Here is a 25,440-nt window from a genome sequence, read left to right as displayed (position 1 = left end):
AAATAAAAACTTTTCCACGATTCTGTGGAAAAGTCTAGTGGTGTGGTATAACGGCGGAGCGCTACTTTCTCTAGCATGTCGCTTTACATTCGAATCTAGGGTTATGCGAAGCTGGTCACTATTTTCGCAGCTTCTTGATCACCGCCGCAAACCAGCGTGCGCTTGGCCGCACGGTCCGGGCCATGGTCTGCCGATCGACTGCCACCAGACCAAACTTTGGCCAGTATCCCTTGTCCCATTCAAAATTATCAAGCAGGCTCCAGTGTAAATAACCGATCAGCTTAATATCGCGCTTTAGCGCCTCGTGCATCGCCTTGATCGTCTCGGTCAGCCACCACTGCCGCTGACTATCAGTGCCATCCGCCAGCCCATTCTCGGTAATCATAATCGGCAGTCGATAGCGTTCGGCCACGTCCTCCAGTAAATACTGCAATTTATCCGGCTGCATATCCCAGCCGAGATCGCTGACCTTCAGATACGGGTCATGTGCCCGATAGCCATAAATCCGCCGGGCAAAGTAATAATTGATCGCCAAGAAATCACTGTGCCGCCGCACTCGACGCAGCACCCATGTGTTCAGGAAATAATGTGCCACCCGCGCACTAGCACGACTGAGAATCGCGTCATCGCCAGGATAACAATAGATCAGATGATGCGCCATCGATACTTTCCACTTTTTGCGAGCACGCGTCAATTTGTACACTTTTTTATGCGCCGTAACGAGGTTGCATAACACGCGCAGTAAGTCACGCTTGCGAGTTTTATTCGGCGGCCAATGCCCTTCGAGATAACTCTCGCCAGCGTACACGGTCGGCTCGTTAATCGTCACGATCCACTCGATGTCGCGCCCCAGCTCGCTCAAGACTTTTTCAACATAATACACAAAATATTTGATATTGCGCCGCTTTTCAAAACCGCCCTTGGCCATAAACCATTCCGGCAGCGTAAAGTGAAACAGCGTCACCACCGGCGTAATACCCATTTTCTTCAACGTCCGCAGATACGTCCGATAGTGAGCAATCGCCGCTGCATCCCACGCGCCCTCTTGCGGCTCAATTCGTGCCCATTCAATACAGAATCGAAAGGCATTCATGTTGAGGCTCTTGAGAATCGCGAAATCTTCCTCATAGCGATGGTAATGATCGACGCCCCGCCCCGATACGTAGTTGTCAGGCCTGATCGCCTCTTTTTTGATGCGCGGCCAGCTGTCAATATCACCAAATTGATGCGGTGCCTGCACGGACAGCCGCTTGGCATGTTCAAGCTCCCACGTCGTCCACTGATTCACCAGACCACCCTCGACCTGATGTGCCGACGTCGCTGCACCCCATAAAAACTTCTTCGGAAACACGATGCGTTCAGATTGCTTCGTTGTCATCAAAATATATTATACCAAGTTATTGGCCAAACTGCCAGCCAAGCGTCACTGCACCACATCCTCCCCAAAATGTTTCTGCAGCCGCATCCTAATCGAGCCTTCGTGGCGGCCGAGCTTTTGGCTAAGCTGCTGGATGGTTGCACCTTGCAAGAACTCCTGCTTGAGGATGTCGTCGTCGGCTTTTTCCCACGGCATATAGGCTTTGGGATAGGTTTCGCGCATTTTGGTAATTTTTTGCTGCCAGCTGCCGGATTTGGCAGATTTTTTCGGCGCTGACTGCTTTCGCTTCATTTCCTCCAGCATTGGACGATAGTGCTTGGCTGCTTCACTACTTGCCTGCTGCAACACCTCGTCAATCGCCAGTGCATCAGGCGAGACCGCCAGCGCCTTGCGGTTAATGCCATAGAGATACAGATTATCAAGATCACGCACCCGACTCAGCGCCACGTAGCCCATACCTTCGACAAAGGCCTTTCTCAGGTCAATTTTTGCCGCGTCCAGTGTCATGCCCTGGCTTTTATGCACCGTGACAGCCCACGCCAGGCGCAGTGGCACCTGGGAAATACTCGCCCGCTTACGCTCACCGTCACGCAGCTCCCACACATCCGGTACCATGGTTACCTGCTGTCCACTACGAAACTCCACTATCGGATAGTCCGTCAGCGGCTCAAAATCCACCACCGTGCCGATGCTACCATTGGCGTACAATTTCTGCGGCGAATTTTTCACGGCCATCACCAACGCACCCAATTTCAACACGAGTTCGCTCGGCGCCAGCACTGACCGCTGCAGACTCTCGACATACACCTTTGAACCCATCGTTGTCTGCTGATACGCTCGCTCCTCGCCCGCCAGCTCCGCCAGCTTCTGGCTGTTGATGGCGTCAACATCAACATTGACGGTATGTAGCTCGGTGATATCACCGTCAGGCAGCTCGACCTCCGTCCGCGCCAGCAGCGTCTCGGCATGATGCCGCCTAATATCGTCATTTCTCAGCGCTGTCAAAATCTCCAGCAGCTGCTCGTCACTCTGCCGATACTGCCGCTCCAGATATAGCACCGCCGGCTGTAACTCCTGCCATGCTTCCGAATACACCACGAAGCCGCCGCCCTGCCCACCCGGACGATTAATCGGCGGTAATTGGAAAAAATCACCGCTCATCACTAGCTGCACGCCGCCAAACGGCTGGTCGTTTTCCCGGACACCACGCAGCACCCGATCGACCATATCCAGCCGAAAATCATGCAGCATGGAAATCTCGTCAATCACCAGTACATCGGTCTTGGTAATCACCTCACGCCGCGTTTTTGACAGCCGATCAAAAAAGTTGTTCGGGAGGTGATCGCTAACGCCAATACCACTCCAACTGTGAATCGTATTGCCGCCCAGATGCGTCGCCGCCAAGCCCGTCGTCGCTGTTACCGACACCTTTTTACCCTGGTCACGCGCCTGTGCAATAAAAGTATTCAGCAGGTGCGTTTTGCCCGTCCCAGCCGCACCCGTCAGCAGCGCCGACCGACCGCTCATTAAAATCGCCAGCGCTAATTCCTGATCCATGCTTAACCTCGCGGCGGTTCGCCCTCTGGCTCGCCCAGCAGTTTTTTTGACTTAATCTCGTAGCGCTTGCCAGTAATTTTACTCTCAATGTAATCCTCATTGATCAAGTTCACAAACATGTCGAGGTCATTGCCGTCCATAATGATAATCGCGCCGTTATCATCGCTCATTAGCTCCAGCTGCATCTCATCAGCATAGTCCAGCACCTGCTCTTGTTTGACCTCGCCGATCTCCAATTTTTGCAACTTATTGATGGTCTTTTTGCGCTCCTTGACCAGTGCATTCAGGTCCAGCCCTTCAGGAAAACTCAGCTTATATTGCTTTTCAATTTCCGCCACTTTCTTATCGGCAATCACCTGCTTCTTGTACTCATAGCCAAACATCCGCTCAAATTTCGAAGGATTGAAGGCAAAAATATCCTGACCGATGATCAGCACCTGGTTATCATCTGGCACCTTAAAACCGACTTCCGCCTTAAACGCACCAAACTTGCCGTCAGAAAACTCCCACGCCAGTGCACTTTTCAGCGTCTGTCCCTGCTGAATTAATTTAGCCGTGTAAAATATTTTTTCTGGATCATTCGGGTCAGTAAACCGCGCGATCAGCCCTTTCATTCGCTTAAACTCATGCTCGGTCTCTGAAAACTCCATGATGTCGCCACGCTCATGCTCAATCAAATGAATCAACGTTTCAGCTCGCCCAACCTTCTCTAGGTCGGTTCTCAATAGCACGTTGTCTTCCGCTTCGCTCAGCTCATAATCCCGCACACTGAGGCCAGTACCCGCCCCCAAATTAACGTGATTGATATAATCAAACAAAAATAGCGGCCGAAGCTGCTGCTCGACATCACCCTTCAAAGGCATAAAATGCGGCGTGTAATTTTTATTAAATAAGAACAGCTCTATCTGTAAATCGTTCTTTTTCGCATCAGTTTGATTCGCCCACAAAAAAATATCAGTCGTTTCCCTCACTTCTTCCATGGGGGTAATTATAGCAATTTTTGACCTAAGTAGCTAGATTGATGCTTATCCAAAAATTCGGTTACCAATTTTACGTCGCGCCTGCGCCAGTAACTTAGATCCAAACACTAATTCGTGTGGATTATTAAAACGCTCCAATTTTTCCGGACTCTCTGTCAATAGAATGCCGAGCGCTAACGCGGCCATTTCCAAGCACCGGTCTGTCTCTTGGCGCCCAAAAGTTGACTCTAATCGCTCAGTTCCATCAATCTGACCAACAACCAAGCCAAATCCGTCCCTTACTTCCGGTGCATTCCACCCCGATACTGTACCCGTCTCTGAATACATTTCAGGCGGCAATTGCATGAGCTTATTTTTAGTTGGACCAACTTTAGCTGCTAATGTGTCATGAAGGCCGCCATCGCTCACGCCCCCCTGACACACAAAATATCATCCTCACACTTCATTGCAGTTATCACACCAATTCTCGCCATTGAGGGCAGCTCGGGGAACTCAAAGAAAGTTGTTAAATCAAATTGAACATGCTGCGGCATTTTATCTTTGTAGAACATGTGTTGATACTACCATATTTTTATATTATTGTCAATTATAGCCGCTCGCCCAGCCGCGCCCGATTGGCCCACTCATCCGCCAGCTCATTCCCTTCGTCGCCCTCATGACCACGCACCCAGCGGAGCTCCGCCTGCGACTGCACATATAACTCGTATAATTCCTGTACGATATCCAGATTTTTAATCTCACCGCTCTTCTTTGTCCAGCCGCGCTGCTGCCAACCCGGCGCCCACTTGGTCACCACATTGATCCAAAATTCACTGTCAGTATAAATCACACATGGCGCGTCGTCCGCATCCTGAAGCGCCGCAATCAGCGCCTTGCCCTCCATACGGATGTTAGTCGTCTCGCCGTCCTCTGAACCCAAAATCCACGGCTGAAGATCACGAATCACCGCAAAGCCACCCGGGCCAGGATTGGGACTAGCCGAACCGTCAGTGTAGTAAATTGTCATACCCTGATTATACATAGTTTGCCGAACCTAGGCGAGTTCATGCTGCAGAAAGTGCCACAAATCCTCTAAAAATGCATCACGCGCTGGAGCTGAACGCTCGTTTACCATGAGATCATGGCTAGCGTAGTCGCGCCGCTGATGGATCTGCTTGAGCAGCTGAGACATCGTTTGAGCAATGGAATGCTTATCTTCATCAGAGACTGGGTGTTGCCGCTCTAACTGACGAATATATTTATAAATAATGTGCGCCACTTCCCCCGTTCGTGAGCGCTGCCGCTCGGCCTTGGTGACAAACTGCACTTCGACCGGTACGCCCTTGTCTAGCTCTGGATGATCCATCAGGAAGGTCACTTTAGAAACCTGATATTTCTGGCCACGCTGCTTTACACTTTCATCATCTTGAATGGCAAACTCGCAGCGTCCTATATCAAACCCGTGTTGCCACATTTCCCAGCGCACGGCATTAACATAATCAACCGTACCCTGCACATATATTGCACTGGATTTGCTATTGGCCTTTTTCAGCTGAAACGCTGGGTTCATATCAATTCGCTGCTGCAAAAACGCCACAAAATCACGTGCCTGATCCTTGACCGTATCTGATATAACGGTCAGGCCGAGCACGTCCATCGGCGTATACTCCGGTTTGTCGTTCTGGCGCGCTTCATGCACCTTGGCCGCCCACGACCCCACGGTTTTCAGGCGATATTTTCCCTCTACTTCCTTACCGTTTTGTGCTAAGAAATCTCCAATGTGAATCGACCGATTCGGGCATGATTCTTCGCTACGCGGACCGACCACTGCTTTGGTCTTAACTTTCTCAGTACCAAAAATTGTATTAACTAAATTGCGGACACCAACCTGGCGAATTGTCTCATACTGCTCGCGGATCTCCTCAATGAGCTTACGCTCACCCTGCCCCTTCAGCCGAATGATATGCGCCTGTGAACGCAGGCTTGCCGCCAGCCCGTCAAAGCCCATCACTTCACACAGCGGTGCATAGAATGACTCCGCCTCCAAGACATCCTGTAATTTAGCAGACTCACGTGATGATGACGGATGGCACATATTATCAAGTAGCTCACAGGCCTTGATGATCACCGCCTCGATATTGGTCTTATCCAAAAACTCAGCCACCTGCTCCACATCAACAAATGGCTCGATCTGCCGCCATGCTTCAGCCGGTACCGAACCTTCGTAACGATCCGTGATAATCTCTCTGATATTTTCAGGAATAGTATTAGCCACCTGTAGTCGGTGCCGGCCAGAAACCTCTTCTACTAGAATAAAGTCCGCTAGTAGCGACGCTACATATGAACCCTGCTCGCGCGTCATCCCAGTTTTAGGATTCGTAAATACATCGGCCAGAGCCAAGCCAGCAGCCTGTCGACGTTCCGGTGTACACTTCTGGCTATCTCTGTTATGAAAGCGGTCAACCACGTCATGCAGCAGCACGGCATGAATCGCCTCGGGCGGTAGTTTCAAACCGGCAAACTCCTCCACCAGCTTCATCGTTCGCTCAGCATGCGCCGCCAAATCCTCTCGTTCCTTCACGCCTTCACCCCTAAAATACTCCTCAAGTGCCGACTGAAAAGGAAACTCGAGGGATGGACGCTCAAGGTCGATCATTTCTTCAAATTTTTGCGGTGCGCTCAGCTCTCGTTGCTCATCGCATGAAGGATATAATTCACTCATAATCCAGTCCGTTGTCAAACTGGGCTATTATAACAGATGATGTATATTTAGTCAATAAAATAGGTGCCGGCGTCAGGATACGCATTGTACTGTTTCAGCGACATACTCTGGCAATACGCCCCCGCGTCAAAGATCACTAGCTTATCGCCAATTTCCGCCCGGGCTAGCTGCCGCGATGCGAGATTCTCTGGGTTGCTGGGCGCTGGTGTCAAGATATCGCCCGTCTCACAGCAGTGCCCCACCACGATGTATTCTCGCTGCTCCTCGCGACCCGCGAGTACCATCATCTCGTGCTGCGCGCCATACATCCCTGGCCGCGTGATGTCATTCATACCGGTATTAAGGCGCAAAAATGTGTGACCATCCGCACCAGTATCAACGATATCCACCACCTCCGCAACCAACACGCCAGCATGTGCTACCAGCCAGGTTCCGGGCTCAATTTCTAGATGCAGTCGCCGCCCAGTTTCCTCAGCAAACTGAGATAATTTCCGAGAAAACACCTCGCAAATGACCGCCAAATCCGCCTCTTGTTCATCACCAAACCGATGTACCTTAAAACCGCCACCAATATCCAGAGTGGTCACCTCCGGCAGCCGCCCAACAAGCGCCAGCGCCGCATCCATCGCCTCGCCCCACAACCGCGGATCAGCACCCGAACCAATGTGAATATGCAGCCGATCAATCGTTATGTCGTGACGCCTCGCTAGCTCCACTGCCTGCTCGGCATAGGCATGCCACAAGCCAAAGCTGGAATTAACCCCACCGGTCATCGTCCGATTATTATGCCCCGAACCTATGCCAGGATTGAGCCGCAGGCCGACCGTATTTGGGCAGTATGGACTCGCCGCAACCAGCTCTAATTGACGAAGCGACGTCGCCACGTAACGTACGCCAGCCTGGAGCAGTTCATTGAGGTTGTGCGCTGGCTGCTGGCTGGAGAGGCTGATCGTTGGGCCACTCACTCCCTGCTTGAGCAGCAGCGCTGCCTCGTAGCTTGAGCTGGCATCAAACTGCAACCCCAACTCATCAAACAGTCGTATAATCTCAGGATGTGAATTTGCCTTGGCCGCGTAACGCACCGTCAAGCCGAACGGCACCTGGCACGCTAGCGCCTGCTGAGCCCGTTCCTTCAACATCCGCCTTGAATATACAAAACTCGGCGTATCAAGCACCTCGGGCAGTTGATCAATTGGAAAGTTTATACCCATCCACTATCTCAGGAATTTGACTCAATGCTGTCGCTACTGGCCACGCTAGATGTTCTGACGCCGTAACGCCGTTATATTCCGCTGTTTGAATAAATCGCACGCCATCAGGCAGATCACCGCCAATTGGCTTATCATCAACCATCCATACCTCGCCAGTCGGACACTGCTCGCGGAAATACTCGCCTTTTGGCTGCAATGTAGTGATAATCTCTACCCCTTCAAGCGACGGACACAACGCCGCCTTGAACCGCTGGTAATTCGCCGGCCCATAGGTCAAGACATGCACCGTTCCACGCTGCCTGGCCCAGGCTACCACCTCAGCCACTCCGTCGTATTCCATTCGCCCATCAGCCAGTGCCGACTGAAGCAAGAACGAGAACGCCTCCTCATCATCAAGTCCCGCCGCCCGCACATGCGCCGCGAAATCATAATAGTATGCTTTCTCAGTGCGCACATGAAAGTCAGTCCGCCGCGCCAGCTCTGCCTCGCTGTCAATGCCAAACTGCCGCCCAAGCAGCCCCCACTCTGCCTTGTCCAACTCACTCGTCCGAAACAAGGTGCGATCAAGATCAAGAACTAACTTCAAACTCATGAAAAGTAGATCCTCATTAGTTCTCGCGCGATTTTATCGCTGTCGTGACGGATCAGACTACGCAGCGCCGCCAGCGGATCGGCCTTTTTATTATGCTGACGAATGCCATTAGCGATCAGGTGCTTGCCCGAGGCGTAGTAATGCTTTTTCTTGAGCTCCGCCTCGTCCCATTCCACCAAATACTCACCATTGTGCGCGTACTTATCAAGCAGTTCCTTTGGCGGACGATAATTGTTATACAGCACATAGTCCATGCTCACCCCGGCAAACCGCTCAATCTCATCGACAAAGTCCGCCACCGTAAAGCCGTCGGTCTGCGTCGGCTTGGTCACCAGATTACAGACATACACCTTCTTGGCCTTGGTCTCGGCCAAAGCCCGCGTCACACCGCGCACTAGTAGCGCTGGCGCCAAACTACCGTACAATAACCCTGGCGCTACCACCACGAGGTCAGCATCCAGAATCGCCCGCCGAGCCTGTGGATTGATCGTTGCTGGCGGGCTGAGTTCCAGCCACGGCCGCTCATCGCCTGGAATATTCGTCACCTCAATGGCATGCTCGCCCTCAACGACCATACCATCACGCAGCCTCAGCGATAACTTGGTATCGTCCAGCGTAATCGGAAATACCCGCCCATTAACGCCGAGCACCTCGCTGGCTGTCTCGACCGCTTGCGAAAAGCTCCCCGTCATCTTTTCCAGCGCCGCCATGAATAAATTACCAAATGCATGCCCCTTCATGCTACCCTCGTCAAACCGGTAATTGAACAGATCGCGCACCTTTGGCGAACTGCTCAGCGCCACCAGGCATTGCCGCACATCACCCGCCGGCAACACACCCAGCTCATCGCGCAGCATGCCCGTCGAGCCACCGTCATCAACCATATTGACCAGCGCCGTGATACTATGGGTATATTTTTTTAAACCCGACAGCAGCGTGAAACTACCAGTTCCGCCGCCGATTACTACAATTTTTACTCCAAAATATTCTCTATCCACTTCGTACGTCATGCCCGCATTATAGCACTTCAGCGAGCTTAGACCAACGTGCCCTTTGGTAGCGGCCACTCGAGGAACGTCTGATGCTGCATGTTAACGGCGGTCAGTATATGTTCAGCCACCTTGGCCGGGTCATTGAAAAAAGCATAATCATCCGGTCGGTTCCCCCGCCAAAACGGCGTTTTCATCGCCCCGGGCAAGAACAGCGCTACACGAATCGGTAAATGCTGCTCATCCGCCTGCAGGGCCAAGCTACGGGCCAGCCCTGCCTGGGCGTGCTTGGTCGCTACATACACCGCTTCGTCCCCGCGAGCTTTGATACTGCTGGTCGAGCCGATTACCGTTAGTGTAGAGCGTATCCGCTGCTGCGCCATCCTATACCAGGCCCACTGCACCAGCGGCAACGGACCAGCGAAATTAACCTCCGCCATGGAGCGCGCGTCAGGCTGATCCTCGAAATTACCGCGCCAGCCATAGCCCGCCGCCCAGACAAATTGCTCAATAGCATCGCCGCCCAAAATCTGCTCAATCCGCGCCGGCGCTGCCGCTACTTGCTCGGGATAATACACATCCAACGGGAAGCCCTCGCCGTGCTCTCGGGCATTATGCGTCTTCCCCAGCACCAACACGCGTTTATCGCTTTTTCTGAGCTGCCGCGCCATCTCCAGTCCAAGTCCACTCGTCCCACCAAGAATAATATGCATGTGGTTATTATAGCAGGAGAAATGATGGACTGTAAAATACCAAGCGCGGGCACCCCAAATATCGAAGCGGCGTCCAAGCCGACGAGTCCAGATATATTTATTGACACACCTGCGAATGACACTTCAGCCAATTAGCAATCGCATCAATATCAAGCTGATCTGTCGCGACACGGACAGCGAAATTTTCTAGTTCACCTCGCTGTGCTGTAAAATTATACCCTTTCACCTCCAGCAAAGTCAGTCCAGCGAGCATTGCCGTCCGCTTATTGCCATCAACAAATGGATGGTCACCAATAATCCCGCGCATCAATGCCGCTGCCTTGGTAAATACTGTTGCGTATAATTCCTCGCCAAATACCACCTGATGCTGCGCCGACACCACGGATTCTAGCCGACCAATATCACGCACACCATCTGAGCCGCCATCCCTAATAAGCACCAGCGCATGAAGCTGCAGAATCTGCTCGAGAGTCAAACTAACCATTAGCGCTTCGCCAAGTGAGAAAAGTCCTCTTTGTATCGCTCAAGGAGCGAATTTGCAACCTTTAATACTTTATCACCATCGGCTGCCACTGTCCGCTTGCGTATCGTAACCTCAATCTCGTCACCATCATGAACACCCAGTGCCCGTAGCTGCCTAGCCGGCAGCGTTACGCCGCGACTCGAACCAATCTTGATAACCTTCTGAATCGTAGTGATTACCATGCAAACATTATAACAAAATTATAATTTTATTGCAATATTAGCGAAACCAAATCAATATTTACCGCACGATTTCCTATACAGCTGCCGCCATTTCATATGCGCCCTATACGCTCGAGCTGGCGCGTCAACTTCGCTTTTCTGAAGCAATAATTCCTCAGGATCAACGAACATCACTTCATCACCCTCTTCGCCCGGTATAAAATCAAAATTCTCTGGCCAGACGCGGCAATAAAAACAGATTTGATTGGCATCAATCCGCTCAATATACATCTCGTCCGACGCGTCAAAAAGTTGATAACGCAAATCGCCCTTGTAGCCAACTTCTTCAAGTAGCTCGCGTTTCAGTGACGACTCAATCGTCTCGCCAAAATCCATGCCACCACCTGGCAAATCCCAATACGTCCGATCAATTTCCTTGACGACCAAAATCTGCCCAGCATCGTTATAAATCAAGGCTTTGAGCGAAATGCGATACAGACAATCCAGATGATCTATGCCGTCTAGATTTTGCGTAATGATATATCCTTTGGTAATTTTTGTCATGAAAGTCATTATACTACACCTGAACGCCAGATAGCTGATACCATTTCACCTACAGTATATTCTGTCTTTCCAATATCCATGATTAACTACTCATTGGGTGTTAACACGTTGGGATTATCTAATTGTGATACTCTTTTATTTTACTGGCATATTCAGTCAAAAGATTCTTTGAATAAATTTTTTCATTTTTTGAATTTCTAACTTCTTTCCAAAGAATAGAAGCTACTTTTAATTTGTTCGAATAGTTGCGGCTATTTTCATCTGCACAGAAATCCTTTAAAAATTGATTCCATTGACAAACCGAATTATCATACTTGGCATAATCCGACTCTCCATAATACACCTTCAGCATATCTTTGATTGTAAATTTGCCATCCTTTTCTCTTTTTACTTTCCTCCAAGCTGTTGCCATATTAGCAGTAAATTTAAAAGGTGTAATACCTGTTACGGCGGAGAAATATTCTCTAAATTTTACGTTAAAGGAAAACCCACATTCAAGTAATGGCGTATCTAAGGTAATATTTTCAACTTGCTTCTTTTCATTTTTTATTGATGACTTTTTAATCAAATTACCCTTAAAGTACTGCTCAATAATGTGATTGAGTTCCTGTTTTGTACCTTTGTACTCTAATCCTAATGACTTGCATATCTGTGAAATTTCTTCACGATACCAATAGTATTTATTAAACTCGTCAAACGATGTGATTTTATCAAACTCAGGTCTACTTTCTATCATTATTTTACCTCCTTAAACCCAATTTACTTTTTCATCTCTAGTATCTATAGCTCCTCAACCTTCACTCGCCTCTGCTCCGTCGTATCTCGCTCGCGCACGGTGACGGTGCCGTCCTCCAGCGTCTGGAAGTCGATGACCACGCAGTGCGGCGTGCCGATTTCGTCTTGGCGGCGGTAGCGTTTGCCGATGTTGCCGTTGTCGTCCCACATCACCCGGCCTGGGTTGGCTTTGGCGAGCTGGGCGTAGACTTCACGGGCTTTTTCCACCAATTCTGGCTTGTTTTTGAGTAGCGGTGAAACGGCAAATTTGACCGGCGCCAAATGCTCTGGCAAGGCCAAATACACCCGCTTTTCACCGTTTTGCTCGTCCTCACGGTACGCGCCCGACAGTACCGCCATCAGCGCCCGCTCCACACCAAAGCTCGGCTCGATGACGTGCGGAACAAATTTTGTGTTCGTTCCCTTGACGGTGTACTCCATACTCTTGCCACTGGCGCGCTGGATGTTCATCAGGTCAAAATCGGTCCGATACGCGATGCCCATCAGCTCCTCGCGGCCGATCGGATAGTCATATTCGATATCAATCGTCTTTTTGCTATAGTGTGCCCGATCCTCCGCCGGCACGTCCAGCTCGTGAATGTGCTCTGGTTTCAAGCCCAATTCTGCCAAAAACGCATGTGTCGCCGCCAGCAGCTCATCAAATGCTTCCTGCCAATGCTCAGGATCGACGAAATACTCAATCTCCATCTGCTCAAACTCCCGAGAGCGGAAGACGAAGTCGCGCGGCGCAATCTCATTACGAAAGGCCTTACCCTGCTGAGCGATGCCAAACGGCAAGTTCGGATAGAAACTATCGACGACGTTTTTGAAATTGGTGAAGATACCTTGGGCGGTTTCGGGGCGGAGATAGGAAATCGACTGTGGATCGTAGGTAATCGCTTTCATGCCATTAGGACTACGCTTACCATCGACGCCCCCCGTCAACTCATCAATTGCCAGCTCATTTTGCCCGCTAGCACCGACAAATGTCTTGAACATCATGTTAAACTGTCGCGGCTCACTAAAATTACCTCGCGTACCACAGTTAGGACATTTAATCACTCTGAGTACATGCGACCACTCTTTCAGCCCAAAATCACTGGCCTCCTCGAGGTCAATCTCACTTGGACCAAGCTCCATGTCCAGTATTTTCTTGAACAAATCGGGCTCTTTTTCTTTGATCTCGTCATAGAAATTCGGCGCCGTGGCATGCTCGCGATACCATTGGATCTTGTCGGTGAGAGCCTCGTACTCGTCCAGTTTTTCCTTCTGGTCTTTGAGCAAGTGATCTTCACGAAAGCGCGCCTTGCAGTGGTTACACTCTACTAATGGATCAGAAAACGTATCTACATGCCCACTGGCCTGCCAGACCTTCTGATTCATCAAAATCGCCGCATCAACGCCATACATGTCGTCGCGCTCGTCAACAAACCGGCGCCACCACAAATTCATGATATTACGCTTCAGTTGCACACCCAGCGGACCGTAATCCCACGTACCGCTCAGGCCGCCATATACATCCGACCCCTGATAAATAAAGCCGCGTCGCTTACACAGGCTGATAATATCTTCCATTTTTGCTTGACTCATCACACAACCTTTCCCCATGTTGGCAACATGGCGATTCATTAACTAAGGTTTATTATAGCATGCTTGACGGTCGCTATTTATTGTGCAACAATCGCACATAGGGAGTATCAATGGTGTTATGAGTCAGGAACAGTACAACACATCGTCTACAGATAAAATTTTTCCAGATTCCCCTGCAATACGTCACCCCCAGGAATACTCATTGGAGGAGGTCCGTAGATTACTAGAGATTTCTGATAAATACGAAGGAGCGGATGATAGAGCTAGAAGCATAGTCGCCGAAGGGATCCGCGTCACTGGTTTCGCTGCTTTTAGCTCCACAAGCCCGCTAACAGCTCAGGAGCAAGGTAAAATTAGAGAATACTTTGGGCAATGGATGCTACTCAGAGATCAACTCTCAGGACTCATCACCCCCTATGAACACAATACTTTTCTCTCGGCAAAGCGTAATTTTGACTCTGCCTGCACTAGTGAAGTGTCCGACCAAGTAAAGGAGGCCTTTCTAGATCAAGCACTAGAAGATGCTCACAGTGTTTACGCCAGTCAGACTGAAAGAACAGATACTTCTTTTAGTTCCGTCCTCAATAAAATACTCCTAGCGCGCACGTTACGCGATCTCGCCGCGATGGGTCGATTTGATGACGACGCTAAAAGAAGCGCGGTTGTCCTGCTCTGGGAATGTGCCGATGAGATTATCAAAATAAGTAAGCCAGATCTCGAGGTGGAATATTGCAAGGAGTCCTATTTACATGAGATTGAATATTTCCGTGGCCAATACTCGGAAGAGATAGAGATTAACCCCGAAGAGAACCCCGATATTTCAACACATAACATACTCACCAAGCTTAATCAGTCGGATATTGAGTCCGGGCAAAACCCTAATACTTTCATGGAATCTGCCTTCTCCCCCCTACGGAAAGCAATTGTGAAGCATGCTCTACAAGACACAGTTACACCGCGGCATGCTGCCTAGCTACCAGCCAGCAACTAGCGATGACCGGGCCGAGGCCGCCGATGTGGGTGAGATTTTCTAGCGGCTTGGCCTGGATGAGGCGCAGCAACTTGATATGATCGGCCGTCAGGTCACCCTGCTCGCTTGGCCTTAGGGCTTTTTCGCTTGGATCGTACATGTATGATTTATTGCTCGTCAGCATCCGCCCGGCCACGTCAGTGCGTAGATTCAGCTCGTCGCCCAGCAGCCCGGCGTACTGCATATAAAACCACGTCTCGACCAGCAGCCGATCAACCGCCGGCCGATCAAGCCACGCCAACACCTGGCTAAGCACCGCGAACCACTCCGGCCCATCAACGGTCTCGGTCGCCTGCGCCACCAGCTTGAGCGCTTGGTAAGCGAACTGCATCCGCTCATAATCCTCGAGGATATGCCGATAAAACGCGCTGAGCCTGGCGCTGGTCAGCAGTCCCAGCTCGCCGCGGCCCGAACGAATCACCACATCGCACAGCGCCAATAGTTCAATGCCACCGGCCAGCTTACTCCGCTCGCGACGCACCCCCTTGGCGATCACCGCCCGCCGCCCCTGGGGCGTTAGTAACTGCAACACCCGATCAGCCTCCGCATAATCCGTCCGCCGTAGCACGATCGCCTTGAGCCGCTCACCGTCTTTCATTCAGTCTCCTCGCCTAGCACGCTGAGCGCGGCTCGCACGTCGTCGGGCGTCATTCGCGCCTTATCGAGCACCGCCCGCACGCCAAATGGCCGCAGCTGATCAGGGTCAAGCACTACATTACTACACACCACCACTGGCAACCGTGACAGATCCTCGTGGCTTTGCAGTTCATTCAGCAGCGCCATCCCCGTCTCACCCGCCAGCAGCATATCGAGAATCAAGCCATCCGGCCGCCACTCATCAAGCATCGCTATCGCCTGTCCAGCCGCCACCACTGTCCGGGCCGTATACCCCGCCTCCAGCGCATACCGCTCCAGCACTGCCGCCCACTGCGGATCATCCTCGATGATCAGGAGTTTTTTCATAATAAGCTCATCTGCTCGCTGAGCGGCACATCAACATAAAACGTCAGCCCGTCTCGGTGGCGTATCAGCCCGATCTGCCCGCCCATCGCCCGCGCGAACGTTGCAGCGATATACACTCCGAGACCACTGCTATCCGGCCGAGTTCTGACTGATTTGTGCGTGGTCATCTCATCCACCAGCTGCCGATACTCAGCCAGGCTCATCATCGGCCCAAAATCCCGTACACCCAGCCGCACCATCGTCCCCGCTTGACGCATGGTCACGCGAATTGCTGCCCCAGCCTCGCTATAGCGCATCGCATTATCGAGAAAATTCATCATAATCCGCCCAAGCAGCAATGGATTAGCCACCACCAGTCGCTTTTTGCCCGCCCGTGGCCACGTCACCCGTCGGTCATACAGCCGCAGCATATCGCGCGACTGGTGCGCCAATTGGGCTAGCAGCGCCAGTGGATTAACCGGCTCCAGTGGAAACAGCGTTGGCTGCACATTCACGGTATGCGCCAAGTCCTGTACTAAAGCCAGCGAGCGCTCCGCCGTCAACGTCAACCGCCGCTGCATCAGCTGCGCCTCGGCTGGACTGAGCTGGCCATCCTCGATCAATAAACTCATCTGCCGAATCAACGCCAGCGGCGCCTTCAGCTCATGCGCTGCCACCGCTATGCTGGGCATCGCGGCAAACTCCTTATCACTCCACTGTGGCTGCGCCATATACCTCTAGTATAGCAAACCGAGGCGCCAAAAAGAACTGCTCCTGCTTGGCATTATTTCACGGATACTGGCCGCAGCCAAGAGAGATTACTGGACAAATTTCACCGTCTTAAGGATGGCCTCAAAATCTGGCTTAAACGTATCAGCATCGGTTGAAAAACGCAGCGTCTTGTCGCGCACCTTCATCAGCACCACCGAGCCGCGCAGATCCTTGCTAAACGCACCGTCAATGCGCGTGGCGGTGTTACCGTTGTATTCGACGCTACTCGAGGTCAAGTCGCCTTTTTTCAGCAAGCTGGCGTACTGATCTAGTGTCTTATTAAAGTCACTGTTAAGGATCTCGAGGCGCAGTGCAAACTTGTTTGGGTTATTGCTGTTTGTACTCGTTGGTGGCACGATGACTGGATGGAGATATGCCTTGTAATCGCCGCGATCGCTGCCGTCAGCCGCTACGTAAACACTCCAGGTTTTTGGATACATAAATGAGACGCGGCCGTACTGCTCGGGGCCGACGAATTCAATGCGCGGGTTTTTGGCTTCTTCATTAAATTTCTCGCGGTCAGCCTTTGATTGCTCTTCGCGCGCCTTGGCCGAAGCTACCGCCATCCGACTCTCGACCGCAGTTTTTTCCTGTGAATATGCCAGGTACGCCCAAATCGCTGCACTACCAGCCGCCACGAACAGCACAATCGCACTAATCGCCACAATCATCCAGCTATTAACATATCCCTGTTCCATCTCTGTTTTTCTACTCATATGCATCAGTATAGCTTATGCTTCGGGCGATGTAAAGCCTCCCGGCAGCCGATAGAGAAAATAGCCGTGGTATTCTTTTGTCGGCTGCGTGCCGGGGACAGAAAATCCGTAGCTCACGAAAGTCAGCGGCTCGGTCTGAGCGGCTGCTTGACGCTCGGCCAGCTGAAACATTTTTGCGATATCGCGGCCATCGCCAAAGGTGTACATCACCGTCACCTTGTCAAGCACCGGCCGCCGCCAGATATTCGCCCAGTGCACCTGCGCGCCCGGTAATTTTCGCAGCCGCCAGCGCGATATTAGCACCAGGAATGGATTAATCTCATAGCCAATCGCCCGCGCACCCTGCTGGGCTGCCGCCATCAGCACCACACCGTCGCCCGATCCGATGTCAAGCACTACGTCATCCTTCCCGATCGATAGCGCCTCGGCAAATAACCGCTGCACTTCGCGCGACCGTGACGGCACATACGGCGCACCGATCAATGCTGGCAGCGCAAAGATCATCAGAATCGCGCCACCAAGCCACAGCAGCCATATCACGCGCTAAAATCCTCGCTAAGCACTGTAATGTCGTGCTGCATATCGTCCAGCGCCGCCGCAATCTCCTTCGCCAGCTGCTGCGCTTCAGTAAACCGCTGCTTAGCCTCGTCCAGATTAAAGTCATCGCCCTGAAACCACGCAATTCTCTCGTTCAGCTCCGCCATCATCTGCTCAATCGTTTTCTCATTCGTTTTATCGTTTTTCACTACTCTCAATCCTCGCTTTCATAATCATATCTTTTGTTGTAATCTTCACAATACTACCAATTTGACGATCGCCGCTGATCATCGCATACCCGCGCCGCAGTACCATCTCCGGATCGTATTCAGCAATCATCCGTTGTTGCGACAATACCATATTTTTAGCAATGTCAACGCGGTGCGACCACTGTTCGAGCGCCACTTGTTGCAACATTGTTACGTGAAGGCGTTGCTCCGTAATCTGCCGCTGAATTACCTCCGCCACGCTGCCCAGCCGCAACGCTAACTGCCGCCCCACCTCGTGTTTATCCGGAAATAGCAGCTGCGCGGCATTGCTCGGCGTGGCCGCCCGTCGATCAGCCGCCAAATCGCACAAACTTTCGTCAACCTCGTGCCCGATACCAGTCAGCACCGGCACGCGGCTGCCAGCCACCGCTCGCACCAGACATTCGTCATTAAAGCTCGCCAGGTCCTCGGCGCTACCGCCGCCGCGAATCAGCACGATCACCTCCGGCGGCTCCGCCAGCTGGTTGCAGTGGGCAATCGCCCGCACCGCCTGATCAGCCGCGCCATCACCCTGAACCTTAACATTAGCCACGATAAACCGCACCCCGCCCCAGCGCTCACCAGCAATTTTCATAAAATCCGCATAGCCCGCCGCCTGGGTGCTGGAAATGACCGCCACGCGAGCAGGATATGGCGGCAAGGAGCGCTTCCGTTCCGTATCAAACAGCCCTTCGGCCGCCAGTTTCGCCTTGAGTAACTCGGCGCTGCGCTTGAGGTGCCCCGCACCCAGCGGCTTGACCTCCTGTACTGTCAGGCTAAACTTACCCTTGGCAGTTAGCTTGGCCGAGGCTCGCACCACCACGCACATCCCTTCCTCAATCGGTGTCCTGAGCTGCCACGCCATCATGAAACAATTGACCGCACTCTCATGGTCCCTAAGCGTAAAAAAGACAAATTTTTGCTGACGCACCGTGAACTCAGCAACCTCGCCCTCAATCTCAACAACCGGGACAGCGGTCTCCAGCACCTGATTGACGACCGCTACAAAGTCACTAACGCTAAACCGCGGCGCCATCGTCGTCATCTGGCCGCCCATATTTGATCAGCGCGTGCTGGTAGAACATATACCCAAAGACAATTGTCCCTGTTAGTAAAATCACCCGCGTCAGTACAATCCCAGCGATAGCGACGTCCGGCGCCACACCGGTCATGCTCAAGAAAACAATCATAATCGCTTCGTACACGCCCGCACCACCCGGTGTAAAGGCCACCAAGCTAGCCAGCCCCGCCACGCCGTAGCCGATGATCAGCACCGCTGGATTAACCGATACACCCAGCGCCCAAAAGGCTACGATGAACATCAGCACATCGAAAATGGCATAAATCGCGCCCCAGACCAGCGGCTTGATGAGCAAATACCGATGCTCTGACAGCTCCACGAAATCATCATGCATCTCAGCAAAAAACGCTTCGATTTTCGTCGAAACCAGCAGCCGCTTGATTTTGCCCAGTGTCGCCCACCGCACTACCGCGTTGATCAGCCGCGACACCCGCACCGCCGTGTTGTGCATGCGCTTTCGCGACGAGAACATAAAAATCAGCCCAAAGGTCAGTGCCAGCACCACCAGCACAAGGAAGAAACTTGACGTCACGATGTAGCGGTTGACCTGCCCGTCAATTGACAGGATCAATACCGCCGCGATCAATAGCACCATCAGCGACAAAAAGCCCGTCACGTAACGGATCACCTGAGCAAAGGTCGAGCGCGCCGAGCTGACGCCGAGCTTGTGCATCCGCCACGTCGTGTAGGAAATACCGCTGACGCCGCCTGACGGAAAAATGTGATTAACCAGATTCAGCTCCAGCGCAATCCGCGTCTGCTCAAACCGTGAGATATGCCCGATCAGTTTTTTGTCGCGAAGATAGGCAAAAATCATCTCGCCGCCCGCGAAATACACGATAATTTGAAACGGCAGCAGCAACATCAATAGCCAGATATTTGCCCGGCCGAGCAGCTCCCACGCCCGCATCAGTTCCGCACGCGACAGAAAAATGATCAGTACCAGCACCGCCAGCGTCACGATACTCATGATCGTCCGCGGTGACTTTAATGCCTCCAAAAGTTGCCGTATCCCTTTTGATACCATATCGTCAATTATATCACGCGGTTTTTGCTATAATCAAACCATGTATATCGCCCTGCTTGGCCGCCAGCCAGAGATCTCGCTCGCCGAACTTGCGGCGGTGTTTGGCGCAGACTACATCAATCGCATCAGCCAGCAGTTTGCCGAAGTTCAAACGTCTCAATTTGACATTACTACCTTAGGCGGCACCATCAAATGTGCTAAAGTGATCACCGAGCTGCCAGCCAGTCGCACTGACAAGGCCTCACTCCTCGCTGCCTCGCGCTTCATCACCCAGCATTATCAAGCCAAATGGGCGCATTCGCCGCATAAAATCACCCTCGGCCTCAGCGCTTATAATCTAAATGTCAGCGCCCGCGACGCCCAAAAAACCGGCCTCATCCTCAAATCATCCCTGAAAAAATCTGGCACCAGCCTCCGTCTCATCCCGAACGACCAGCCCGCCCTCTCCACCGCCACCGCGCACAATAACAAGCTTGGCGGATCACCCCATAAAGTCGAGCTACTCCTCGTCAAGACAACCGACCGCCGCCTGATCATTGCCGAGAGCCGCGGCGTCCAAAACATCACCGTCTACACCCGCCGCGACCGCCACCGTCCCAAGCGCGACGCCTTCGTCGGCATGCTGCCGCCTAAACTGGCGCAGATTATGCTGAATTTAGCACTGGGCGCTGGATCGCTGACTCGTCAAAGACCACACGACAATTCTGTGACAAGGTCGGCTTCCAGCCTCTCTGACAAGTCGATGGTTCTGCGGACGGCGTTGCCGGATGCATTCGACTTGGAGGAGACGACTGGAAGCCGAGCTGCTGTAACAATCCTCGACCCCTTCTGCGGCACCGGCACCGTCCTGCAAGAAGCGTTGCTCGCTGGTTACGACGTCGTCGGCACCGACCTCAGCCAGAAAATGGTTGACTACACCGCCGAGAATCTGTCGTGGCTACAATCGACCTTCACCACGCCCAGCCACCCTATTGGCCGCGTTATTGACATTCATCAAGCCGATGCCACCACACACCACTGGCCAGATAGCCAGCACCTCACTGCCGTCGTCTGCGAAACCTACCTCGGTCAGCCCTTTTCCGCACCGCCCGCACCCCAAAAATTAGCAGAGGTTGTCGGCAACTGTAATCACATTATCACTGGCTTCCTCACTAATATCCGTCCGCAGCTAGCTCCAAACACGCCGTTATGCATCGCCGTGCCAGCGTGGTACGACGCATCCGGCCGGGCCACTCATCTGCCGCTAATAAAAAACCTCCAAAAACTTGGCTATCACCAACTCAACCACATCCCGCTCATCTATCGCCGCCCCGACCAGGTCGTCGCCCGCGAGCTACTGATCTTGCTGACTAGCCGAGCACCGGACGTTTAAGCCGTAACGCCGGATCATAGTCTGCGAGCTGCCCCAAGCGACCCACCAATTCCTTTTCCAAAAGATCAAGCTGCGCTTGACGCGCCTCTGCTGCTTGCTTGGCCGCAGAAGGAGCGATCGCCTCCTGATGATACTGCTGACACATCGCCAGTAGATCCCTAGCGCCCAGACCAATCCGCCGCTGATTCAACGCCACAAGTAAAAATGCCAATGCCAGCCGCGCCTGCTCGGTCATTTCCGTCGTCATCTGTTGATCGGTATCGGCAAACACCTCCCGCCCGATCTGGCTCAATAGTCCGTCCACCATATTTGCCCCAATTGACGCATACGGCCCCTCGCCCGCAGCATAGTGCGCCAGCGGCTCGGAAAGCGCCACCTCAATCTTTACCATTGCACCACTCTCACGCTGCATCATCGCTGCGATCGTCTCTTCTGAGGTTGTCTGGCCATTGACGCCGCGCTCAGCAACCTCTGCCGCCGCCGTCTGTACCGCGTGCAATGCCTGCAGCGTCTCCATCACGAGGCGTTTCTCGAGATTCGTACACAGCACCACAGAATGCCACTGCGCCAACAGTACCCAAGCCACCCAGTAGTACCGTTCTTCTATTTACTCGCTCGCCAAACCAAGCCTCTCTTTTCGTCATATTCTGCTCGTTCATAGCCCCTAGTTATATAACACCCGCCTAATCAAGTAAAGCCCCTTGACTTTTTATCAGCCGTCACTTATACTGGTACGGATTAGGTTTAGAAAATTTAAGGAGTTTCAATGTCAAAAGTCAAAGCTGGTGGCTCAAGTAAAAACATCCACAACAACCCTGGCCAACGCCTCGGCGTCAAGCGTTTCGGCGGCCAAAAAGTTAACGCCGGCGAAGTACTCGTCCGCCAAACAGGCGCTACCAAGGTCGCCGGTAAGGGCGCATACATGAGCCGCAACTACACCATCCACGCTGCTAAGTCCGGCGTCGTTACCTTTAAGCGAGTCAAGAAAACCAAGTTCACCGGCAAAACCGAGCGACGAACCCAAGTTTGCGTTGGCTAGTCAGCACTATTCTATGACCTGCTATCCCGGCGTCCAGATTGCACCCATTTGATTACACCCGTTCATTTAGCTGCCTATCCCGCTACGCTAGTAGTATTTGAGCGGCTAGTTTCTCCAGGCAGCTACGACACGCCCAAATGATGCTTTACTCGCGCTACCACGTCGCCGATCACCACCTGTGACTTGACGAGATATTCATCTACGCCCAGCGCCTCTGCTCGCTCTCGGTCTTTTTGCTGGCTCAGCGCCGTCAGCATGATCACTCGCACATTGGTCGTTTCTGGCGTATTGCGCAGGATATCAAGTACGTCAAAGCCGCTAATTTTCGGCATCATAGCATCCAGCACGATCAGATCTGGCCGAAACGCCACCGTTGCCGACAGTGCGTCCTCGCCATTATGCACCTCACGAATCTCAAAGCCCTCCAGCTCCAACCGCGACCGATAGACTGCCGCCAGTGCCGTGTCATCTTCAACTAATAGTATTTTTTTCCTGTGTTGCATATCCTTGCCCTCCTTTTTTGAGTCTAGACACTCTTTGCTTTCTCTAACTGTGGGTCACGCCCATTATCCGCCGCCCCCGTCGTCATCTCGACCTTGACATCCGGCTCGATACCCGACTTATCAATATTCTTGCCATGCGGCGTATACCAGCGCGCCTCGGTCACTTTTAGAACCGAGCCGTCCGCCAGATCAATCGGCCGCTGCACACTGCCCTTACCATAGGTTTTTTCACCAACCAGCGTCGCCCTGCCGTAATCCTTGAGCGCCCCCGCCACGATCTCGCTGGCGCTGGCACTACCACCGTTAATCAACACAACCGTCTTGATATCACCGAGGAGTGGCTGGCCGGTCGATTTCTCCGTCGAGACAACCTGCTCGCCGCGCCGCTGCGTCATCACCACCTGATTATTCAGCCACAGCCCTGCTAACGCCTGCGCGGCCGCCACCGTACCACCAGGATTTCCCCTGAGGTCGAGGATGACTTTCCTAACACCTGCCGAGCGAAACTCCTCGGCGGCTTGGCGCGCCTGCTTGCCGGTGTCATCATTGAAACGGCTCACTGTCAAAATACCAATCTCACCATCAATCTTCCACTCAGCAGCCGGCGCAACGACTTTCTCGCGCGTCACCGTCACATCTTTACGCTCGCCGCCACGCGACAGCACCAACTTGACCGTCGTGCCAACATCGCCACGAATGCGCTGCACCACTTGATCAACCGGCATATCAGTCACCACCGTGTCATTGACCTTGACGATGACATCGCCAGCTTTGATGCCCGCCTTTTCGGCTGGGCTATTTTTGAGCGGCCGGATAATCGTCGGCACGTTATGCCGCTTGGCAATTTCCGCCCCGATACCGCCACCAATATTGCCCGACAAGCTCTTTTCAAACTCCTTGGCCTCATCCGGATCCATGTACGCCGTGTGCGGATCGCCCGTCGCTGCCACCATACCGCGCGCCGCCCCACGCGTAAGTGCTTGCTCATCCAACGTACCGTCATAATGAGCCTTTAGCTCACGGTACACGCGCTGCACCGTTGATACATCCAGCGACCCCGTCGCTGTCCTGAGGCCAAACAGCGACCCGACCTGCGCCATAATTAAATCCGACCGCGTTCCGGCCACAAAACTCACAATCGCAATCAGCAGCCCGCCCAAAAACAAGCGAGCCCGCCTTCCTACCCTCCGTTGCTCTGTCATATATCTATTGTACACAAAAACCCCCGCTGATGCGAGGGTTTTATTGACTCATCGTGCTATTAAAAATATACGTAGGTTAGGCCCGAGGCTGAACGCGTATACTTCCGATACAGACCGTCCCACGCCAAGTTATAGTCACTGACCGTAATTGTGCCGTCACCATTAACCGACTCGACGTACATCACGTGTCCATAATAGCCAACATTCATGACCGCTGCCGCGCCAGCCTTTGGTGCCGAACCGCTCTGGATGCCGTATCGCGCCGCTGTTGATGGCCACTGATTAGCGTTACCAGCCCCACCAAAGTGTGGCACAAACCGACCGGTACTGTGGATCTTCCAGGCCACATAGCTCACGCATTCGCGCGTATATAGGCCCCATGGATCGACGTAAGCATCCAGTGGTGCGTTTGCCCAGACGCCTGGATAGCCGCCACCACCCGGGATACCACCCGGAATTGACACCCCGCCAAGCGCTCGTCGGTTAGCCGCCGCTTGCTCTTCGCGTAGTTTCGCTGCTTGGTTATTCCGCTGCGTCGCCAGGGCCGCGTAGGCATTTTGGTCATTCTTGGTGTCATTAACCAGCTTGGCCTGCTCTGCCTGCTTGGACGCTAGTTGTGTCTGCTGAGCCCTCTGGTCTTTGAGCACATTCTCAACTGACTTTTTATTCTCTTCCAGTTTAGCCTGCAATGCCTTAATTTCCTTGATCTTATCGTTCAGCGATGATCGCAAACTACTACGCTGCTCCTGCTTATCAACATAATCGCCGATTGACTTGGAACTAGCCAGCATCTCGAGCGGCGAAATCTGATCATCAAGGTAAATATCCGACAAGATTTTACCCATGACCTTGCGGTTCTTTTCAATCGCTAGCTTGTTCTTAGCAATCTCCGCAACCAATGCGTCGTGCTTTTGCTGACTCTTGGCAATTTCCGCCCGAATCGAATCAATCTGCGCGTTAATGCGCCCCAGCTCCTCCTCCAACGTCGCCGCCATCGTCCCGAGACGATTGGCCTCGTTCTGCGCCTGTTGCGCCTGTTGGTTGAGAGCGTTAATTTCCGCTTCATAGTCACGCGCGAATACGTGTGGGCCGAGCTGGAACACGCCAGCGCCCAAAACAACAGCACTAACCGCCACGAGAGCTGCCCGTGTGGCTCGTGATGTCGAAACTGGTGTGGTGGACCGTATCTTCATTGCTTTTTATTTTAGCACAAGCGACATATGGACGTCAAGCGCCTTG

Annotated in this window: 30 protein-coding genes; 3 read left to right on the top strand and 27 right to left on the bottom strand. The window is 52.7% G+C overall.

Annotated elements, in window-relative coordinates; genetic code table 11:
• Positions 1–118: 118 nt before the first annotated feature.
• The 15 genes from FBF29_01350 to FBF29_01280 all read right to left on the bottom strand — a co-directional run bounded on the left by FBF29_01350 (position 119) and on the right by FBF29_01280 (position 13,751).
• A complete protein-coding gene (locus FBF29_01350) occupies positions 119–1,378 on the bottom strand; it encodes a glycoside hydrolase family 1 protein (GenBank protein QJU07347.1) in 1,260 nt (419 codons plus the stop codon).
• Positions 1,379–1,423: 45 nt separating this feature from the next.
• Positions 1,424–2,935 (bottom strand): ATP-dependent endonuclease, encoded by a 1,512-nt coding sequence (locus FBF29_01345; GenBank protein QJU07346.1) that lies wholly within the window; start codon positions 2,933–2,935, stop codon positions 1,424–1,426.
• Positions 2,936–2,937: 2 nt separating this feature from the next.
• The gene (locus FBF29_01340) at positions 2,938–3,915 is read right to left on the bottom strand and encodes a DUF4868 domain-containing protein (GenBank protein QJU07345.1); all 978 of its coding nucleotides are present in this window, start codon (positions 3,913–3,915) and stop codon (positions 2,938–2,940) included.
• 45 nt (positions 3,916–3,960) lie between these two features.
• Positions 3,961–4,338 (bottom strand): hypothetical protein, encoded by a 378-nt coding sequence (locus FBF29_01335; GenBank protein QJU07344.1) that lies wholly within the window; start codon positions 4,336–4,338, stop codon positions 3,961–3,963.
• Between the two features lie 163 nt (positions 4,339–4,501).
• Positions 4,502–4,921 (bottom strand): ribonuclease HI, encoded by a 420-nt coding sequence (locus FBF29_01330; GenBank protein QJU07343.1) that lies wholly within the window; start codon positions 4,919–4,921, stop codon positions 4,502–4,504.
• Between the two features lie 27 nt (positions 4,922–4,948).
• A complete protein-coding gene (locus tag FBF29_01325; protein ID QJU07342.1) occupies positions 4,949–6,616 on the bottom strand; it encodes a hypothetical protein in 1,668 nt (555 codons plus the stop codon).
• Positions 6,617–6,663: 47 nt separating this feature from the next.
• On the bottom strand, positions 6,664–7,827 hold the full coding sequence (locus FBF29_01320) for a diaminopimelate decarboxylase (protein ID QJU07341.1): 1,164 nt from the start codon (positions 7,825–7,827) through the stop codon (positions 6,664–6,666).
• Positions 7,805–8,419, bottom strand: coding sequence for a hypothetical protein (locus FBF29_01315; GenBank protein ID QJU07340.1), 615 nt, complete (start codon positions 8,417–8,419; stop codon positions 7,805–7,807). Before FBF29_01315 ends, FBF29_01320 begins: the two co-directional genes overlap by 23 nt.
• Positions 8,416–9,429, bottom strand: coding sequence for a YvcK family protein (locus FBF29_01310; GenBank protein QJU07339.1), 1,014 nt, complete (start codon positions 9,427–9,429; stop codon positions 8,416–8,418). Before FBF29_01310 ends, FBF29_01315 begins: the two co-directional genes overlap by 4 nt.
• A gap of 26 nt (positions 9,430–9,455) precedes the next feature.
• Positions 9,456–10,121: an SDR family oxidoreductase gene (locus FBF29_01305; GenBank protein QJU07338.1), complete on the bottom strand. Its 666-nt coding sequence runs from the start codon at positions 10,119–10,121 to the stop codon at positions 9,456–9,458.
• 97 nt (positions 10,122–10,218) lie between these two features.
• The gene (locus FBF29_01300; GenBank protein ID QJU07337.1) at positions 10,219–10,605 is read right to left on the bottom strand and encodes a type II toxin-antitoxin system death-on-curing family toxin; all 387 of its coding nucleotides are present in this window, start codon (positions 10,603–10,605) and stop codon (positions 10,219–10,221) included.
• Positions 10,605–10,826: a hypothetical protein gene (locus FBF29_01295; GenBank protein ID QJU07336.1), complete on the bottom strand. Its 222-nt coding sequence runs from the start codon at positions 10,824–10,826 to the stop codon at positions 10,605–10,607. The genes FBF29_01300 and FBF29_01295 overlap by 1 nt, the downstream gene beginning before the upstream one ends.
• A gap of 51 nt (positions 10,827–10,877) precedes the next feature.
• On the bottom strand, positions 10,878–11,378 hold the full coding sequence (locus FBF29_01290) for an NUDIX hydrolase (protein ID QJU07335.1): 501 nt from the start codon (positions 11,376–11,378) through the stop codon (positions 10,878–10,880).
• 109 nt (positions 11,379–11,487) lie between these two features.
• Positions 11,488–12,105 carry a hypothetical protein gene (locus FBF29_01285; protein ID QJU07334.1) on the bottom strand — a complete coding sequence of 206 codons (618 nt, stop codon included), beginning with the start codon at positions 12,103–12,105 and terminating at the stop codon, positions 11,488–11,490.
• 44 nt (positions 12,106–12,149) lie between these two features.
• Positions 12,150–13,751, bottom strand: a complete 1,602-nt coding sequence (locus FBF29_01280; GenBank protein ID QJU07951.1) for a glycine--tRNA ligase — start codon at positions 13,749–13,751, stop codon at positions 12,150–12,152.
• Positions 13,752–13,851: 100 nt separating this feature from the next.
• Here FBF29_01280 and FBF29_01275 point away from each other — a divergent pair, with 100 nt between their 5' ends.
• On the top strand, positions 13,852–14,706 hold the full coding sequence (locus FBF29_01275; GenBank protein QJU07333.1) for a hypothetical protein: 855 nt from the start codon (positions 13,852–13,854) through the stop codon (positions 14,704–14,706).
• Here FBF29_01275 and recO read toward each other — a convergent pair.
• From recO to FBF29_01235, 8 genes are all read right to left on the bottom strand, one after another.
• Positions 14,684–15,361 carry a DNA repair protein RecO gene (recO, locus tag FBF29_01270; GenBank protein ID QJU07332.1) on the bottom strand — a complete coding sequence of 226 codons (678 nt, stop codon included), beginning with the start codon at positions 15,359–15,361 and terminating at the stop codon, positions 14,684–14,686. The genes FBF29_01275 and recO overlap by 23 nt on opposite strands.
• The gene (locus FBF29_01265; GenBank protein ID QJU07331.1) at positions 15,358–15,726 is read right to left on the bottom strand and encodes a response regulator; all 369 of its coding nucleotides are present in this window, start codon (positions 15,724–15,726) and stop codon (positions 15,358–15,360) included. Before FBF29_01265 ends, recO begins: the two co-directional genes overlap by 4 nt.
• Positions 15,723–16,436, bottom strand: coding sequence for a HAMP domain-containing histidine kinase (locus tag FBF29_01260; GenBank protein ID QJU07330.1), 714 nt, complete (start codon positions 16,434–16,436; stop codon positions 15,723–15,725). Before FBF29_01260 ends, FBF29_01265 begins: the two co-directional genes overlap by 4 nt.
• An 87-nt stretch (positions 16,437–16,523) precedes the next feature.
• Positions 16,524–17,192, bottom strand: coding sequence for a hypothetical protein (locus FBF29_01255; protein QJU07329.1), 669 nt, complete (start codon positions 17,190–17,192; stop codon positions 16,524–16,526).
• Between the two features lie 15 nt (positions 17,193–17,207).
• Positions 17,208–17,732 carry a hypothetical protein gene (locus FBF29_01250; protein QJU07328.1) on the bottom strand — a complete coding sequence of 175 codons (525 nt, stop codon included), beginning with the start codon at positions 17,730–17,732 and terminating at the stop codon, positions 17,208–17,210.
• Positions 17,729–17,938, bottom strand: coding sequence for an exodeoxyribonuclease VII small subunit (locus tag FBF29_01245; protein ID QJU07327.1), 210 nt, complete (start codon positions 17,936–17,938; stop codon positions 17,729–17,731). Before FBF29_01245 ends, FBF29_01250 begins: the two co-directional genes overlap by 4 nt.
• The gene (gene xseA, locus FBF29_01240; protein ID QJU07326.1) at positions 17,925–19,034 is read right to left on the bottom strand and encodes an exodeoxyribonuclease VII large subunit; all 1,110 of its coding nucleotides are present in this window, start codon (positions 19,032–19,034) and stop codon (positions 17,925–17,927) included. Before xseA ends, FBF29_01245 begins: the two co-directional genes overlap by 14 nt.
• Positions 18,997–20,085, bottom strand: a complete 1,089-nt coding sequence (locus FBF29_01235; protein QJU07325.1) for a flippase-like domain-containing protein — start codon at positions 20,083–20,085, stop codon at positions 18,997–18,999. The genes xseA and FBF29_01235 overlap by 38 nt, the downstream gene beginning before the upstream one ends.
• Between FBF29_01235 and FBF29_01230 the strand changes: the two genes are divergently transcribed.
• The gene (locus FBF29_01230) at positions 19,991–21,457 is read left to right on the top strand and encodes a methyltransferase domain-containing protein (protein ID QJU07324.1); all 1,467 of its coding nucleotides are present in this window, start codon (positions 19,991–19,993) and stop codon (positions 21,455–21,457) included. The genes FBF29_01235 and FBF29_01230 overlap by 95 nt on opposite strands.
• Here the strand turns inward: FBF29_01230 and FBF29_01225 are convergent.
• Positions 21,435–22,043, bottom strand: a complete 609-nt coding sequence (locus tag FBF29_01225; protein QJU07323.1) for a hypothetical protein — start codon at positions 22,041–22,043, stop codon at positions 21,435–21,437. The two genes, FBF29_01230 and FBF29_01225, sit on opposite strands and share 23 nt — an antisense overlap.
• A 180-nt stretch (positions 22,044–22,223) precedes the next feature.
• Between FBF29_01225 and FBF29_01220 the strand changes: the two genes are divergently transcribed.
• Positions 22,224–22,496, top strand: coding sequence for a 50S ribosomal protein L27 (locus FBF29_01220; GenBank protein QJU07322.1), 273 nt, complete (start codon positions 22,224–22,226; stop codon positions 22,494–22,496).
• Positions 22,497–22,618: 122 nt separating this feature from the next.
• On the opposite strand, the gene FBF29_01215 is transcribed toward FBF29_01220, so the two are convergent.
• The 3 genes from FBF29_01215 to FBF29_01205 are packed head-to-tail and all read right to left on the bottom strand — an operon-like array spanning position 22,619 to position 25,394.
• Positions 22,619–22,999, bottom strand: a complete 381-nt coding sequence (locus FBF29_01215) for a response regulator (GenBank protein QJU07321.1) — start codon at positions 22,997–22,999, stop codon at positions 22,619–22,621.
• Positions 23,000–23,022: 23 nt separating this feature from the next.
• On the bottom strand, positions 23,023–24,201 hold the full coding sequence (locus FBF29_01210) for a S41 family peptidase (protein QJU07320.1): 1,179 nt from the start codon (positions 24,199–24,201) through the stop codon (positions 23,023–23,025).
• A 59-nt stretch (positions 24,202–24,260) separates the two neighbouring features.
• A complete protein-coding gene (locus tag FBF29_01205) occupies positions 24,261–25,394 on the bottom strand; it encodes a CHAP domain-containing protein (GenBank protein QJU07319.1) in 1,134 nt (377 codons plus the stop codon).
• Positions 25,395–25,440 lie beyond the last annotated feature (46 nt).

This window comes from Candidatus Saccharibacteria bacterium oral taxon 488, from assembly GCA_013099015.1.
In the GTDB taxonomy this organism is placed as follows: domain Bacteria; phylum Patescibacteriota; class Saccharimonadia; order Saccharimonadales; family Saccharimonadaceae; genus Nanosynbacter.
This window is presented reverse-complemented; position numbering and strand designations above follow the sequence as displayed.